Consider the following 15236-nt stretch of genomic DNA (forward strand, 5'->3'; position numbering starts at 1 on the left):
CTACGGTATTCGACAAAATGACCGAAATTTCACAAAATGCTGATTTGCCAAAATTTCAAATCACAGTCTTAGTTCCTGGCTGATTGCTGCAATCCTTTCGCCTGCCGTGCTGCGATAGTAACCCGGTCTAATTCCAATGGGTTGGAATCCGTGCTTGCGATATAGATAGCCGGCCGGATTGCCTTCGCGCATTTCCAGGAAAAGCCGCGTCATGCCCAGCTCGCGCGCTTGGGCGATAAAACGGGTCAGAAGCGAGTCGCCCAGGCCGCGCCGGCGGTATTGCGGTGCAACAGCGAACAGCAACAGTTCTTCTTCATCGAATATACTGCGCGACAAGAAAAAGCCGGCTGTCGATTCCGCGTCTAGAGGATATTCGCTGCCATCGGCACCGATCAGGCCATAGCGGGTGCGCCCGATCAGCAAGGCATCGCCCACCTGCCGGCGATTCCACGCTTCGCCATAGTCGGGGGGAAAAGCCGCGGTCATCACGGCCATGATCCGGTCGAGATCGTCCACGGGTGCCGTCATGCCGGCTTCGTCACGCCAAGGCCATCATGCGGGCAGGGCAGCAGCCGCGGCGGGCAGGCGCGCATCGGGCGCCCGGCCATAAGCTGGGGCCGCGCCATCGGACAGCAGACCCGGTGCGAGCAGGCCGGCGCTGCGCGCATCAGGCCACAGCGCGCGCGTTTCCACGCCGGGCCGCGCCGCGGCGCAGGCATCGGCCTGGCTGCCGGCAACCAGCGGTGCGGCAAGCCGCGCCAGCACGTCTTGCGGGGGCAGGGAAACCAGGGGGGCCAGCGGCTGGCCCGCGGCATCGAACGGACGGAAGAACCATTCGCCGTGGCCGCCGGTCATGACCACATCGACCGGGGTGGGGCTGTCCTGCCCGGCATGCGCCATGGCGGCCACCAGGGCCAGGCTCTGGTAACCCAGAACCTGGGCGTTCCAGGCCAGGGCCAGTGCGCGCGCTGCGGCCAGGCCGACACGGATGCCGGTAAAGCTGCCCGGCCCGCTATCGACCCAGATCGTGCCGGCGCGCCCCTTGTCGGGCAGGGCGGCGATCATCGGCACCAACCGTTCGGCATGGCCGCGCCCGAGCATCAGGCATTCGCCGGCCAGCAGCACATCATCTTCGAAAAGTGCCACCGAACAGCTTTCGGTGGCACTGTCGATCACCAGTCGGCGCCTGTTGAACCAAGCAGGGTCGAACGGAGCGGGATCGGCCATCGTCGGGTCGCTGCGCTCAGGCCGCGCGCACTTCGGTCACTTCGGGCACGTAGTGCTTGAGCAGGCTTTCGATCCCGTGCTTGAGCGTGGCGGTGGACGAAGGACAGCCCGAACAGGCGCCCTGCATCTTGAGGTAGACCACGCCTTCGCGGAAACCCTTGTAGATGATGTCACCACCATCGTTGGCGACGGCCGGACGCACGCGGGTTTCGATCAGGTCCTTGATCTGGTCCACGATATCGGCGTCGGCCGGATCGTCGCCCAAGTCCTCGTCCTCGCCGGGCACTGCGATCTCGGCCGCGCTGCCGCCGGCAAAGAGCGGCGCCTGCGACACGAAGTGATCGAGCAGGATCGCCAGCACCTGCGGCTTGGCATCAGGCCACTGCGCGCCGGGGGCGATCGTCACCGCCACGAATTCCTGGCCGAACAGCACTTCGGTCACGTCACCCAGGGAAAACAGGGCCTGCGCCAGGGGCGAGGCCTCGGCCTCTTCGGGCGAGGTGAACGAGCGCGTGCCGCTGGCCATCACCCGTTCTCCCGGGAGGAACTTGAGCGTGGCCGGATTCGGCGTGGTTTCGGTTTCGATGAACATGGTCTGCATTTAGGACGGGGGGGGCATGGGTCAAGGGGCGAGAGGGGTCAGAGGGCCCCTGGAACCGCGATTGGCGCGCTATTTCGCTGGAATGGGCCCGGCTGGCTGCTATGAACCGCGCCATGATCACTGCCCTCTCGCGCCGCGCGCGCTTCGCCACGCTCGTTTCCGCTGCCTTGCTCGCCCTGCCGGCGCTTGCCGTCCCGGCCCTGGCAGTGCCTGCCAAGGCCCCGGCCAAGGCCGCGGCCCGCCCGGCCGCCGCAGCGGCGCTGTCCACCGCGATCCTGCCCGTGCCGCTGATGCCGGTGGTGCCCGCCGGCCAGCGCCAGTGCAGCGCCAAGACCGCCTCGGGCCTGGGCACCGTCTCGCTCAAGCCTTCGGCCGAAGCGGCCCATCCGGCCAAGGGCGATTACGTGCTGGTCAACTATATCGGCTATCTTGCTGCCGACGGCCGCGTGTTCGACCAGAACACCGCCGCCGCCTTTCCCGTGGAAGGCGTGATCCCCGGCTTTTCCGAAGGCCTGCAACTGATGGCCAAGGGCAGCACCTGGCGCTTCTGCGTGCCGGCCGCGATCGGCTATGGCGCGCAAGGGGCGGGCGATACCATCCCGGCCAATGCCGATCTCGTGTTCCAGGTCGAACTGGTCGATTACAAGACCGCCGCCGAAGTGGAAAAGATGCGCGCCGCCGCCGCTGCCGCGCAAGGCGGCACCGGCCCGGCCGGCGCTGAACAGCCCGCAGCCCCCGCCACCCCGGCGGCTCCTGCTCCCGCTGCCACGCCCAAGCCATAACGGCGTAAAATAGCGATACGATCTCGCTGAAGGGCCAGTCTATTCACTGGCCCTTCACAAACCCCCTCCCTATAGATGGCGGATGCGATCGAACACCTGGCGCTCGCGGCGCTTCGCTTTTCTCGTTCTTTCCCTGCTCGCCACCACGGCGCCGGCCGGCTTTCCCGCCCAGGCCCAGGCGCGTGCCGCCCCGATGGCGACGGCGGTGGACAACACCGCGCAGAACTGGCTCTACGTCGGCAGCGACGTGCCGCAGGACAAGGAATGGATCTTTGGCCGGCTGCCCAATGGCCTGCGCTATGCGGTGCGCCACAACGGGGTGCCGCCCGATCAGGTTTCGGTGCGCGTGCTGGTCGATGCCGGATCGTTCTATGAAACCGATGCGCAGCAGGGCTTTGCCCACCTGATCGAGCATCTCACGTTCCGCGATTCCAAGTATCTCAAGTCTGGCGAAGCGATCCCCACCTGGCAGCGCCTGGGCGCCACGTTCGGCAGTGACACCAACGCCGAAACCAGCGGCACGCAAACCGTCTACAAGCTCGATCTGCCCGGCGCCACGCCGGCCAAGCTGGATGAAACGTTCATGCTGCTGTCGGGCATGATCGCCGCGCCGATCTTCACGCCGCAGGGGGTGAAGACCGAAGTGCCGATCGTGCTCGCGGAAATGCGCGAGCGCTCCGGCCCGCAAACCCGCGTTTCCGATGCCACCCGCGCGCTGTTCTTTGCCGGCCAGCCGGCCGCCACGCGTTCGCCCATCGGCACGGTCGAAACGCTCCAGGCCGCGACGCCCGAAAGCATCAAGGCGTTCCACGACAAGTGGTATCGGCCCGACAACACGATCATCGTGGTGGCCGGTGATGCCGATCCGCAGGCGATGATCGAGCAGATCAAGAAGTGGTTCGGCCCGTGGACGGGCAAGGGGCCCAAGCCCGCGCCGGTCGATTTCGGCAAGCCGGTGGCCCCCAAGGGCACCGATCCGGCCAATCCGGTGGACGGCGCCAAGGTCATCGTCGAACCCAGCGTTCCGCTGCAGTTCAACTATGCCATCGTGCGCCCGTGGAAGCGGCACGCCGATACCATCGCCTATAACCAGGGGCTGATGATCGACCGGCTGGCCATGGCGCTGATCAATCGCCGCCTGGCGGTGCGCGCGCGGGCCGGCGGCAGCTATCTCTCGGCTTCGATCGACCAGCAGAACTATGCGCGTTCTGCCGATACCACGCTGGTTTCGGTCACCCCGCTGGGCGACGATTGGAAGGCCGCCGTTGCCGATGTGCGCGCGGTAATCGCCGATGCGCTCGCTTCGCCACCCTCGCAGGCCGACATCGATCGCGAAGTGGCCGAATTCAACCTGTCGTTCAAGGTGCCGGTGGAAACCCAGCGGACCCAGGCCGGGTCGGATCTGGCGGACGACATCACCCAGGCGGTGGACATCCGCGAGACGGTGGCCAACCCCGATACCGTCTACACCATCTTCCAGAAGTCCATCCCCCTGTTCACGCCCCAGGCCGCGCTGGAACACACCCGCGCGCTGTTCAGGGGCACCGCGATCCGCGGCATGCTCACCACCCCGCGCGATACCGGCGCCACCGATGCCGACGTGCGCGCGGCGCTGACCGCCAAGCCGGTGGTCGCCAGCAGCATCCGCCTGCCGACCGACAAGCTGACTTTTGCCCAACTGCCCGCGATCGGTGCGCCGGGCACCGTGGTTCAGGCCGAGCAGACCGGCGTTCTGGGCATCGAGCGGCTTACCCTGTCGAACGGGGTCAAGGCGCTGCTTTGGGCCAACGATGCCGAACCGGGGCGGATCATCATCCGCATCCGCTTTGGCGGCGGCCTGGCCGCGATTGCCCCCAAGGACGCGGTCTATGCCCCGCTGGGGGACATGGCGCTGATGGAAACCGGCTTTGGCCAGGTCGATCGCAATGCGATGGATGAACTGGCCACGGGCCGCAAGTTCAACCTCAATTTCAAGCTCGACGATACCGCGTTCGAGTTTTCGGCCGATACGCGCCCGTCCGACCTGAAGGACCAGCTCTATCTGTTCGCGGCCAAGCTAGCGCAGCCGCGGTGGGACGCAAACCCGATCATGCGGGCGGTGGCCGCGGCCAAGCTGCAATACGCTGCCAGCGGCTCTTCGCCCCAGGCGGTGTTGCAGCGGGACATGGGCTGGCTGCTCAAGGACAAGGATCCGCGCTACAAGATCCCCGATCCGGCCGCGCTCGATACCGTCACCGCCGACGATTTCCGCCGCGTGTGGCAACCCCTGCTGGCGCAAGGCCCGATCGAGGTGGACATGTTCGGCGATTTCACGCGCGAACAGGCGCTCGACGCGCTCAATGCCACGTTCGGCGCGCTGCCCCCGCGCGTGGCTGCCACGCCGCCGCCGCTCGATCCCCATCTGCCCGCCCACAACGAAACGCCCGTTGTCCTCACCCACAGCGGTGATCCCAACACGGCGGCGGCCATGGTCGTGTGGCCCACGGGCGGCGGGCGCACGGGGGTGCACGAATCGCGCCAGCTCGAAATCCTGGCGCAGATCGTCAACAATCGCCTGTTCGATGAAATGCGCGAGAAGATCGGCGCGTCCTATGCGCCGCAAGTGGAATCGGTGTGGCCGATGGACCTGCCTTCGGGCGGATACCTGGGGGCCACGGTGCAGTTGCGGCCGCAGGATCTTACGGCCTTCTTCGCCTCGGCCGACAAGATCGCATCCGACCTTGTCGCCTATCCGCCATCGCCGGACGAGATCGCGCGCGTGACCGAACCGCTCAAGCAGTTGATCACCCGTGCCAGCACGGGCAACAGCTTCTACATGTCGCTGCTGGGCGGCGGCGCGCAGGAACCGGGCAAGTTCGACGATATCCGCTCGATCCTGGTCGATTACAGCAAGACCACACCCGAAGCGATGCAGGCGCTGGCCGCCCGCTATCTCCAGCACGACCGCTCGTGGCGTGTCGAAGTGGTTCCCCAACCCAAGAACTGACAACGGATCCTCCCTCCGCATTGCGGGGGGAGGTGGCGGCCACAGGCCGTGGAGGGGGGCACGCGCAACGGCGCGGCCGCAGGCCGCCGTGAGGGGGATTTGCTTCCACCCACGCAACAAAATGTCGATCACAGTGTCCGCAAGGCTTCCTTTGCAATCCGGCGTGGCAGCGCCTATGTCCGCGCGTCTTGAAAGGAAAGAGGACAGTGGCACAGAACTGGAATGCAAAGAGCTGGCGGGATCAAGAGGCGCGGCATCTGCCCGTCTATCCCGATGCGGAGAAGCTGAACGCGGTGGAAAGCACCCTGACAAGCTTTCCGCCGCTGGTCTTTGCCGGCGAAGCACGCGCGCTCAAGGCCGATCTGGCCCAGGTGGCGGCGGGCAAGGGTTTCCTGCTCCAGGGCGGGGACTGCGCCGAAAGTTTTGCCGAGTTTCATCCCAACAACATCCGCGACACGTTCCGGGTGCTGTTGCAGATGGCCGTCGTCCTCACCTTTGCCAGCAAGCAGCCGGTGGTGAAGGTTGGCCGCATGGCCGGCCAGTTCGCCAAGCCGCGCTCCTCGCCGGTCGAGCGCCAGGGCGATGTGGAACTGCCGAGCTACCTGGGCGACAACATCAACGGCATCGATTTCACGCCCGAGCAGCGCATTCCCGATCCCGACCGGATGCTGCGCGCCTATAGCCAGGCGGCTGCCACGCTCAACCTGCTGCGCGCCTTTGCCGGCGGCGGCTATGCCAACTTGCGCCAGGTCCACGGCTGGACGCTCGATCATATCGCCAAGAGCCCCTGGGCCACCAAGTTTGGCGAAATGGCCGACAAGATCGGCGAAGCGCTGGACTTCATGGAAGCCTGCGGGGTCAACCCGTCGAGCGTGCCGCAGTTGCAGGGCACGAACTTCTACACCAGCCACGAAGCGCTGTTGCTGCCGTATGAAGAGGCGATGACGCGGCAGGATTCGCTGACTGGCGATTGGTACGACACCAGCGCGCACATGCTGTGGATCGGCGATCGCACCCGCTTCGAAGGTTCGGCGCACGTCGAATTCCTGCGCGGCGTGGGCAATCCCATCGGCATGAAGTGCGGCCCCAGCCTCACCCCCGATGCGCTGCTGCGCATGCTCGACACGCTCAACCCCGCGCGCGAAGCCGGGCGCATCACCCTGATCAGCCGCTATGGCCATGACAAGGTGGAAGCCGGCCTGCCCGCGCTGGTGCGCGCGGTGAAGCGCGAAGGGCACCCGGTGGTGTGGAGCTGCGACCCGATGCACGGCAACGTGATCAAGGCCGACAACGGCTACAAGACCCGTCCGTTCGACCGCATCCTGGGCGAAGTGAAGGGCTTCTTTGCCGTGCACCGCGCCGAAGGCACCCATGCCGGCGGCATCCACATCGAAATGACTGGCCGCGACGTGACCGAATGCACCGGCGGCGCCGTGGCGATCACCCAGGAAGGCCTGGCCGACCGTTACCACACCCACTGCGACCCGCGCCTCAACGCAGCGCAGTCGATCGAACTGGCGTTCCTCCTGGCCGAAATGCTCAACCTGGAACACGCCGAAAAGAAAGCTGAAGCGGCGTAAGCTGCCCCTGAAAGCCCCCTCCTTTTCGTGAGGAGGGGTTGGGGTGTTGGAAGCGTGGCGCCATGCTTCCAACAAGCAGGACCCCGGATCAAGTCCGGGGTGACGCTGGAATACATGTGTTTCTTGCTCGTCACCCCGGACTTGATCCGGGGTCCCGCTTTTCTTCTGAATCGGCCGCAACTCGCGTTGACGACCCTCGCGTATCCGCGCGACGATGCACCATGGATCGCGAAATCTACGGCGGTTGGGTCTACATGATGGCAGACCGCTATCGCGGCACTCTGTACATTGGCGTGACAGCGGATCTCGCCCGCCGGGTCATGCAGCATCGCGGTGGCGCCGGCTCTGATTTCTGCGCACGCCATGGCTTGCATCGCTTGGTCTGGGCGGAGCGAGGCGAGCCGATCGACGCGTGCATTGCGCACGAAAAGCGGTTGAAGCGCTGGCGTCGGGAATGGAAGTTTGCGTTGGTGGAAAAGGCCAATCCTGATTGGGAGGACCTGTTTCCGCTGCTGGTGTGACAAGCTTCCAAAACAGCGGGACCCCGGGTCAAGCCCGGGGTGACGTTGGTAGAGAAAAGACCGAAGATTTCTCGTCACCCCGGATTTGATCCGGGGTCCCGCTTCCTGATGAAAACGCTGCGCCAGCGACTTTTCCGGGCACAACCCCACACCGCCACTTCCCCCCGGCCGCCCCATCGCGCACAACGCGGGGCATGAGCCAGCCCAACGCCCAAAAGCCCATGGACCCGCTTGCCCAGCGCGCGCTGTTTGCCCGTGCGGTCGATCTGCTGGGCGGGATCAAGGCGGCCGGGCAGGCGATCGGTGAGAGCGAGCTGGGCATGGCTGCGCTGCTGTCGGGCGCCGAACCATTGCAGCCGCGTGTGCTGGAGCGGGCGAGCAAGGCCCTTATCGCCCATGCCGATGCCTGCCGTGCGATGGAGCGGCGCATTTCCCCCGCGTTTACCGCGAATCTCACCAACGCCCAGATCGGCAAACCCTGACGGCCCGCAACCAAGCGGCAACATTCGTCGGCTGCGGTTTGTCGTTCGTCGAACGGCGTGGGAACGATTGCTTGACACCGCCATCCGCGCGGGTTCGATGCGCGCCAATCTGGTTTCGCCTGAAAAGGAATTGCCCCTTGCGCCGCACTCTGTCGCTCGCTGCCACCGCCGTTTCGCTGCTTGCCTTGCAACCCACGCTGGCCCTGGCCAAGGCCGAGGTGAAGGCCGATGCCAAGGCAGACGCAGCCCGGAGCGATGATCCCGACGGCGTGCCCGATCCCGATACCGCCACCACCACGCGCTTCTTCCAGCCGCGCAAGGTGCAGTCGGCCGGCACGGTGACGGTGGGCGGCCAGCGGATCGACTATACCGCCGAAGCCGGCACCGTGGTGGTGCACCAAGGCGATTGGGACGATGCCGATTGGCGCGAAAAGGCCGCGGCCGGCAAGGGCAAGGACGAGGCCAAGGACGCCCCGGCCGAAGCCTCGATGTTCTACACCGCCTATTTCAAGAAGGGCGCGCCTTCGGCCGATCGGCCGATCACGTTCCTGTTCAACGGCGGGCCGGGTTCGGCCACGGTTTGGCTGCACATGGGCGCGTTCGGCCCGCGCCGGGTGATCACGGCCAACGACAGCCACACGCCGCCCGCGCCTTATAACCTGGTGGACAACGCCTATAGCCTGCTCGACGCGTCGGACCTGGTGTTCATCGATGCGCCGGGCGCGGGCTGGTCGCGCATTGCCGGCAAGGACAAGGAAAAGGCGTTCTGGGGCGTGGACCAGGACGTCCATGCCTTCCGCGAATTCATCAAGGCGTTCCTGTCGGACCATGGCCGCTGGAATTCGCCCAAGTTCCTGCTGGGCGAAAGCTATGGCACGCCGCGTGCCTCGGCCCTGGTCAACGCGCTGCAATCGGACGATTCGGTCGATTTCAACGGCGTCGTGCTGCTTTCGGCGATCCTGAACTTCGATCTTTCGGCCGATGGGCCGCAGAACAACCCCGGCGTGGACAACGCCTATGTCGTCAGCCTGCCGACGGTGGCCGCCACGGCGTGGTATCACAACCGCCTGGCCGGCACGCGCCCGGCCGAACTCGAACCGTTCCTGCGCGAAGTGGAACACTTTGCCACCACCGACTATGCCATGGCCCTGATGCAGGGCAGCACGCTGCCCGATGCCCAGCGCCAGGACATGGCCAAGCGCCTGGCCGGCTACACCGGCATTTCGGCGGATTACTGGCTGCGCTCAAACCTGCGCCTCAATGTGGGGCAGGTGATGCAGCATATGCAGGAAGAGCAGGGGCTCACGACCGGCCGGCTCGACACGCGCTTTTCGGGCCCGACGCTCGATCCCACCGCCAAGGAAGCCGGCTATGACCCGCAGAGCGCGGCAATCAGCTCGGCCTATATCTCGGCCTTCAACGCCTATGCGCGCGACAGCCTGCATTACACGACGCAGCAAACCTACAAGCCCTTTGCCGGCAACGAGGAATGGGACATGACCCATCGCCTGCCCGACGGCAGCCGGTCGGAAAGCGGGCCGCTCAACGTGATGCCCGATCTGGCCAATGCGATGAAGCAGAACCCGGGGCTCAAGGTGTTGCTGGCCGGCGGCTATTACGATCTTGCCACGCCCTATTTCGAAGGGTTGTTCGAGGCGCGTCACCTGCCGATGGCGCCGTCGCTGCAGGCCAACATCAGCTATGCCTATTATCCTTCGGGCCACATGGTCTATGCCAACGAAGCCTCGCTCAAGGGCTTCCACGATGCGACGGCCGCTTTCATCGCCCGCAACAGCGGCAAGCACTGATCGCGGTCAATAGAACGCGGTCACGTTGAACGAGCCATAGGTGGTGGATTGCCCCGGTTGTGCATTGGGCGCGGTCTGCATGAAGCCACCTTTGGCCAAGTATACGCCGTCGAATTCCAGGCGCAGCCGCTTGGGTACGGCCCAATAGCGCAGGCGCGTGTCGAACTGGTGGCCGGCAAAGTTGCCGCTGGTGCCGGCCGCATTCTTGACGCCCGAACTGCCGAACGCGTCGCGCGCATTGGCCAGCCACATCGGGTGCCAGGTCAGCAGATAGTCGAACCGCTTGGACGGGGTGCCTTCCAGCCGCAGCCCCGGCGCCACGATATTGGCGCGATAGGGCACGTTATAGAGCCCGCCTGGCGAAAAATCGTTGCGCCGCGTGGCATAGAGCGGATCGTACCGGGTGATCGTGCCGCCCGGTGTATCGCCGGTGGCATAGTCCAGCTCTGCGGTGAGGTGGGTCTTGGCGTGATCGGCAAAGGTATAGCCCAGGCGGACGTGCAGGTTGGCCGCGCTGACCGGGAGCAGCGGGGCATTGGCGGCGGTGACGGTGGCTTCCTCGCCCCACTGGTAATTGCCTTCCAACTCGTAATCGAGGTGGGACGGCGCGGGGTCTGCCGCCAGGCGCAGGCTTGCGGTGTTGAGCGAACGGTCGCGCGTGGGTGTATCCGGGCGATCGCGCTCGCCCAGGTGCAAGAGGCCCGCTTCCACCAGCGTGACCGGCGCGCCCTTGGGTGAAATCACCTTGCCCACGAAACCGCCCCACAATTGCAGGTCGAAGCCTTCGTGGTCCCAGGCGAAATGCTGCGATTCCATGCCACGCCGGTCGAGCGGCAGGCGCTGGTCGGGCAGGGTATAGACCAGCGACGCGCGCCAGCCGCTGGGCCAGGACGCTTCGGCGTGCAGGCCGGTATAGCTGTTGATGGTGTTGCGATAATCGTCGGCGGCGATCAGCCGGCGCGATCCGATGTTGAGCGTTTCGCGTCCCAGCTTCACATTCAGCTTGCTGCCCTTGCCCAGCGCATTGGGAAGGTCGAGCCCGACATAGCCCTGCACGAGTTCGAACGCGTTGACTTCGCCCGTGGTGATCGGCGTGCCGGGGTTTTCGTTGAACACGCGCGCGTCCCACACTTCGCCCACCACTTGCCAGGGGCCCTTGGTCCACACCGCCTTGAGCGTGGCACGGGTGTTGATGATCTGGTCGGTCAGGTTGGCATTGGGCCGCGCCTGGCCGTCGATCACTTCATAGCGCACGCGCACCTGGCCCGAGATAGCCAGGCCATCCTTGGGCCCATTTTTCGCCTGGGCTTCGGCGCCATGGGCGGCGGGCACGGCAAGCGCCAGCGCCGGCAGTAGTGCGCAGGCATGACGGCGAATGGCAGGCATCGGTTTCCCCTGTGGCACATGCATGCCGCAGGGATAGGCCGCGCGCCGCCAATCCTGCGTGAAAGCGGGGTTAAGCGGAATTACGGCCCATCGAACAGCACCACCGCCCGCGCGCCATCGCCCTGGCGCATTGCGGCAAAGCCTTCGTTCACTTGGGAAAGCCCGATCCGCATGGTCAGCATCGTGTCGAGTTGCAGCAGGCCGTTCATGTAGAAATCGACCAGACGCGGCAGGTCTACCGGAAAGCGGTTCATCCCCATCAGCGCGCCCTGCAGTTTCTTGCCCGAAAGCAGGTCCATTGCCGAAAGGCCAACCTGGTGATCGAGCGGCATCATGCCCAGGATCGTGGCCGTGCCGCCGCGGCGTAACACGTTCACCGCCAGCGCGCCGGAGTCCAGGCGGCCCACCGCCTCGATCGCGTGGTCCACTCCGCCGCGGGTCAGTTCCACGATCGTGCCGGCCGCGCCATCGATAGTGGGATCGATCGTGTCGGTGGCGCCCATCTGCGTGGCCAGCGCCCGCTTTTCCGGCGAAGGATCGGCCGCAATGATGCGGCCCGCCCCGGCAATGCGCGCGGCATTCACCGCCGCCAGGCCCACGCCGCCGCACCCGATCACCGCCACGCTTTCGCCCGGCGTCAGCTTGCAGGCATTGAACACCGTGCCCGCCCCGGTCGTTACCGCGCAGCCCAGCAGGGCCGCCCGGTCGAGCGGCATGTCGGGCCTGATCGCCACGCAGGCGTTCTCGTGCACCAGCATCATTTCGGCCAGCGCCGAAAGGTTGAGCATCTGCTGCACCGGCGTGCCATCGGCGCGGGCCAGGCGCGGCGGCTCCTTGCGCGAACGCCGCGTGCCGCTGCCCAGGCACAGCGCCATGCGGCCCGAAACGCAGAATTCGCAGGTTCCGCAAAAGGCAGAAAGGCACGTGACCACCGCATCGCCCTTTTTCAGCCGCTGCACATGGCTGCCCACCGCTTCCACGATACCCGCCGCCTCGTGACCTGGCACGGCGGGCAGGGCGTGGGGATAGGCGCCGTCGATGAAATGCAGGTCGGAATGGCACAAGCCGCAGGCGACCGTGCGGATCAGCACTTCGTGCGGGCCCGGCTGGTCGATCACCAGGTCCTCTATCGCCAGCGGCTGGCCCTGTTCCACGATCACGGCGGCTTTCATTGCAGGTGCCCTCTCATCATCGCCCGGTAAAGCGGATCATCCAGAAATCCGGCCGCGTGCCGATGCGCAGCGGGAACGACCCCGATCCCACGCCGCCGCTGACCAGCACGATGCGATTGCGCCAGCGGACCAGTCCGCAGCGGAAGCGTGGGTTGTAATAGGTGGTGCCGGTGATGGGATTGCGGCCGCCGGTCCAGCCGGGCAGACGCACCTGCCCGCAATGGGTGTGCCCGGCCAGGATCACCGGCACATCGGGCGCCAGCAGGCGCAGCAGGCTGGGCGCATGCTCCATCACCACCAGCGGGCGGCCCGTGGCATGGGCCTGGGCCATCAGGATCGGCAGCCGCGCGCGCTTGGGCAGGGCATCGTCCACCCCGATCAACGTGATCGGGCCCAGCGCAGCCAGTTGGTCCACCAGCACTGTCACCCCGGCGCGGGTCAGCGCGGCCTGCACGGCAGCAGGGTCGGTGATGCGATCGTGGTTGCCCAGCACTGCAAACACCCCGAGCGGGGCATGCAGTCGCGCGAGCGGGGCAGCCAGCAGATCGACGCGCATGGCCGGATCGCCGGGATATTCGCCGTTCACGAAATCGCCGGCCAGCAGGATGGCATCGGGCCGCCGCGCCATGATCTGGTCCACCACCCGGTCCAGCCGGGCAGCAGTCATGCCGTGATTGCCCACGTGGATATCGGACACCAGCGCGACGTTGAGCGATCGGCCGCGCAGCGCCGGATCATCGAACGTGATCGTGGTTTCGCGCACTTGCGGATCCCACGTCGGCACCCACAGGCCCCAGGCCAGCACCGCCAGGGCAAAGCCCAGCACGATGCAAAAGCCATGGGCCAGCCCAAGCGACCCCGCCTGGACCACGATCCGCCAGGGAGCGGGCAGGGGCGTGCCCAGCGCCATGGATTTAGTGCCGGGTCAGTTCGCGGACAAAGCCGATCAGCCCGGTCTGGCGCGCGCGCTTCAGGCGCTCGGCCGCCAGGATCTGGCTGATCTGGGCATAGCAGGCATCCACGTCGTCGTTCACCACGACATAGTCATAGCCGTCCCAGTGGCTGATTTCGGCCTGGGCGCGGGCCATGCGCGCGGCGATCACTTCGGCGCTGTCGGTGCCGCGCCCGGTCAGGCGGCGGCGCAGTTCCTCGATGCTGGGCGGCAGGATGAACACGCGCACCACATCGGCTTCGGCCTTTTGGTACAACTGCTGCGTGCCCTGCCAGTCGATATCGAACAGGGTGTCGAAGCCCTCTTTCAATCGCGCGCGGATGTGGGCCTTGGGCGTGCCATAGCAATGGCCGAACACTTCGGCCCATTCATAGAATTCACTGGCTTCCACCATGCGGTCGAACGTGGCGCGGTCGACGAAGTGATAGTCCTTGCCATCCACTTCGCCCGGCCGGATCGGCCGGGTGGTGGCCGAAACCGATGCTTCGATCTGCGAATCGTGGGCCAGCAGCCGCTTGGCGATCGTGGTCTTGCCAGCGCCAGAGGGCGACGACAGGATCAGCATAAGCCCGCGGCGATGCAGGGCATCGGCGGAATGAACGGGCTGGGTTGGGTGGGTTGCGCTTTCGGCCATGGTCGCAGATGGACCATGGCCGCCCCGCCGGTCAAGCCGGGGCATGTTGCGATTGCGAAGATTTTCGGCGGATCAGCGGGTGACGGGGGGTGGTCCAGCGGCCGCCTTGGCGGCCTTGCGCGCGCGCCGGGCCTTGCGCCGGTCATAAAGCGCCTTGGCGACCAGGCCGCCGCCCACCACGATCGCGCCCGGAACCGAGCGGGTGGCAACGCGGGCAATCGCCGTTCCGACCAGGCTGCCCGCCAGCGAAGGCGCCTTGATCAGGCCGCCGGGGCTGCGCACCGGCAGGGCCCGGCCCAGCACGCGGCCAGCCAGGCCCCGGCCCGCAACGCCGCGCGCCAAAAGTGCGCTTCCCGCGCTCAGCGCAATGTCGGTAAGGATAAGCGTGGTCAGCGGGCTGGTGGCGGGCGGTTCGGCCTTGGCCGGCGCGGCCTGTGCCTCAGCCGGCGTTTCGGCGGCGTTGGTGCTGCCATCCTTGGTGTCTTGCCCGGTCTTGGAAACCATCTGCGGATGCCCCGTTGGCTTGATGGCCTGCGGCAAACGAAGACCGGGCTGATGGCCGGATCGGGGCTTGCGGCAGGCAGTTACTTCTTGCGGCCGAAATCGACCGTGACAACGTTCGATCCGTCATCGCTGCGTTCAACGGCGGGCTTGTCGGAAGTTTCCCCGTCGATGACCGAAGAATCGTTTTCCGCGTCTTCGTGCGTTTCGTCGTCCAGATCGTCGGCCGCCTGGAACTGCAGGCCAAAGTCCACCGCCGGATCGACGAAGGCGGTGATCGCGCGGAACGGGATGATCAGGGTGGAGGGCACCTGGTTGAAGTTGAGCCCCACCGAAAAGCCTTCTTCCTCAACCTTCAGGTCCCAGAACTTGTTCTGGAGCACGATGGTCATCTCGTCGGGGAAGCGTTCCTTGAGCCGGTTGGGAATCGAAACCCCCGGCGCCCCGGTGCGGAAAGTGATGTAGAAGTGGTGTTGGCCGGGCAGCATCCCGCCGGATGCCTCCACCTGGCCCAGGACACGGCCTACCACGGCGCGCAGGGCCTCCTGCACGATTTCGTCATAGGGGATCAGGCTGTCGGGCGTTTCGCTCATATCCAGCACAA

General features: G+C 66.1%; 15 protein-coding genes. 6 read left to right on the forward strand and 9 right to left on the reverse strand.

Features of this window, described 5'->3' with window-relative positions; all coding sequences use genetic code 11:
• Positions 1 to 60 precede the first annotated feature (60 nt).
• From R9J51_RS09090 to R9J51_RS09100, 3 genes are read right to left on the reverse strand one after another with little or no spacing between them, the layout of a single operon-like run.
• Positions 61 to 528: a GNAT family N-acetyltransferase gene (locus R9J51_RS09090; protein WP_168554239.1), complete on the reverse strand. Its 468-nt coding sequence runs from the start codon at positions 526 to 528 to the stop codon at positions 61 to 63.
• A 24-nt stretch (positions 529 to 552) separates the two neighbouring features.
• Entirely contained in the window at positions 553 to 1227 is a 675-nt protein-coding gene (gene tsaB / locus R9J51_RS09095) for a tRNA (adenosine(37)-N6)-threonylcarbamoyltransferase complex dimerization subunit type 1 TsaB (RefSeq protein WP_179504268.1), read from the reverse strand.
• A gap of 16 nt (positions 1228 to 1243) precedes the next feature.
• A complete protein-coding gene (locus tag R9J51_RS09100) occupies positions 1244 to 1819 on the reverse strand; it encodes a NifU family protein (protein WP_168554241.1) in 576 nt (191 codons plus the stop codon).
• A gap of 122 nt (positions 1820 to 1941) precedes the next feature.
• Here R9J51_RS09100 and R9J51_RS09105 point away from each other — a divergent pair, with 122 nt between their 5' ends.
• From R9J51_RS09105 to R9J51_RS09130, 6 genes are all read left to right on the forward strand, one after another.
• Positions 1942 to 2610: an FKBP-type peptidyl-prolyl cis-trans isomerase gene (locus R9J51_RS09105; RefSeq protein WP_179504269.1), complete on the forward strand. Its 669-nt coding sequence runs from the start codon at positions 1942 to 1944 to the stop codon at positions 2608 to 2610.
• 82 nt (positions 2611 to 2692) lie between these two features.
• Positions 2693 to 5596: a M16 family metallopeptidase gene (locus R9J51_RS09110; protein WP_179504270.1), complete on the forward strand. Its 2904-nt coding sequence runs from the start codon at positions 2693 to 2695 to the stop codon at positions 5594 to 5596.
• 206 nt (positions 5597 to 5802) lie between these two features.
• A complete protein-coding gene (locus tag R9J51_RS09115) occupies positions 5803 to 7176 on the forward strand; it encodes a class II 3-deoxy-7-phosphoheptulonate synthase (RefSeq protein ID WP_168554244.1) in 1374 nt (457 codons plus the stop codon).
• A gap of 221 nt (positions 7177 to 7397) precedes the next feature.
• Positions 7398 to 7697, forward strand: coding sequence for a GIY-YIG nuclease family protein (locus R9J51_RS09120; protein ID WP_179504271.1), 300 nt, complete (start codon positions 7398 to 7400; stop codon positions 7695 to 7697).
• Between the two features lie 194 nt (positions 7698 to 7891).
• Positions 7892 to 8179: a hypothetical protein gene (locus tag R9J51_RS09125; RefSeq protein WP_168553768.1), complete on the forward strand. Its 288-nt coding sequence runs from the start codon at positions 7892 to 7894 to the stop codon at positions 8177 to 8179.
• Positions 8180 to 8316: 137 nt separating this feature from the next.
• Positions 8317 to 9987, forward strand: coding sequence for a S10 family serine carboxypeptidase-like protein (locus R9J51_RS09130; RefSeq protein WP_179504272.1), 1671 nt, complete (start codon positions 8317 to 8319; stop codon positions 9985 to 9987).
• 6 nt (positions 9988 to 9993) lie between these two features.
• On the opposite strand, the gene R9J51_RS09135 is transcribed toward R9J51_RS09130, so the two are convergent.
• The 6 genes from R9J51_RS09135 to R9J51_RS09160 form a co-directional block, all read right to left on the reverse strand.
• Positions 9994 to 11373: an alginate export family protein gene (locus R9J51_RS09135; protein WP_218843457.1), complete on the reverse strand. Its 1380-nt coding sequence runs from the start codon at positions 11371 to 11373 to the stop codon at positions 9994 to 9996.
• Between the two features lie 80 nt (positions 11374 to 11453).
• Positions 11454 to 12545, reverse strand: a complete 1092-nt coding sequence (locus R9J51_RS09140) for a Zn-dependent alcohol dehydrogenase (protein WP_179504273.1) — start codon at positions 12543 to 12545, stop codon at positions 11454 to 11456.
• A gap of 16 nt (positions 12546 to 12561) precedes the next feature.
• Complete coding sequence (locus R9J51_RS09145; RefSeq protein WP_179504274.1) at positions 12562 to 13455, reverse strand: metallophosphoesterase; 894 nt, start codon at positions 13453 to 13455, stop codon at positions 12562 to 12564.
• Positions 13456 to 13459: 4 nt separating this feature from the next.
• A complete protein-coding gene (gene gmk / locus R9J51_RS09150) occupies positions 13460 to 14131 on the reverse strand; it encodes a guanylate kinase (RefSeq protein ID WP_168554249.1) in 672 nt (223 codons plus the stop codon).
• Between the two features lie 72 nt (positions 14132 to 14203).
• Positions 14204 to 14635: a hypothetical protein gene (locus tag R9J51_RS09155; protein ID WP_168554250.1), complete on the reverse strand. Its 432-nt coding sequence runs from the start codon at positions 14633 to 14635 to the stop codon at positions 14204 to 14206.
• Positions 14636 to 14715: 80 nt separating this feature from the next.
• The gene (locus R9J51_RS09160) at positions 14716 to 15225 is read right to left on the reverse strand and encodes a ClpXP protease specificity-enhancing factor SspB (protein ID WP_179504275.1); all 510 of its coding nucleotides are present in this window, start codon (positions 15223 to 15225) and stop codon (positions 14716 to 14718) included.
• Positions 15226 to 15236 lie beyond the last annotated feature (11 nt).

Source organism: Novosphingobium rhizosphaerae, assembly GCF_050920675.1.
Taxonomy (GTDB): domain Bacteria; phylum Pseudomonadota; class Alphaproteobacteria; order Sphingomonadales; family Sphingomonadaceae; genus Novosphingobium; species Novosphingobium rhizosphaerae.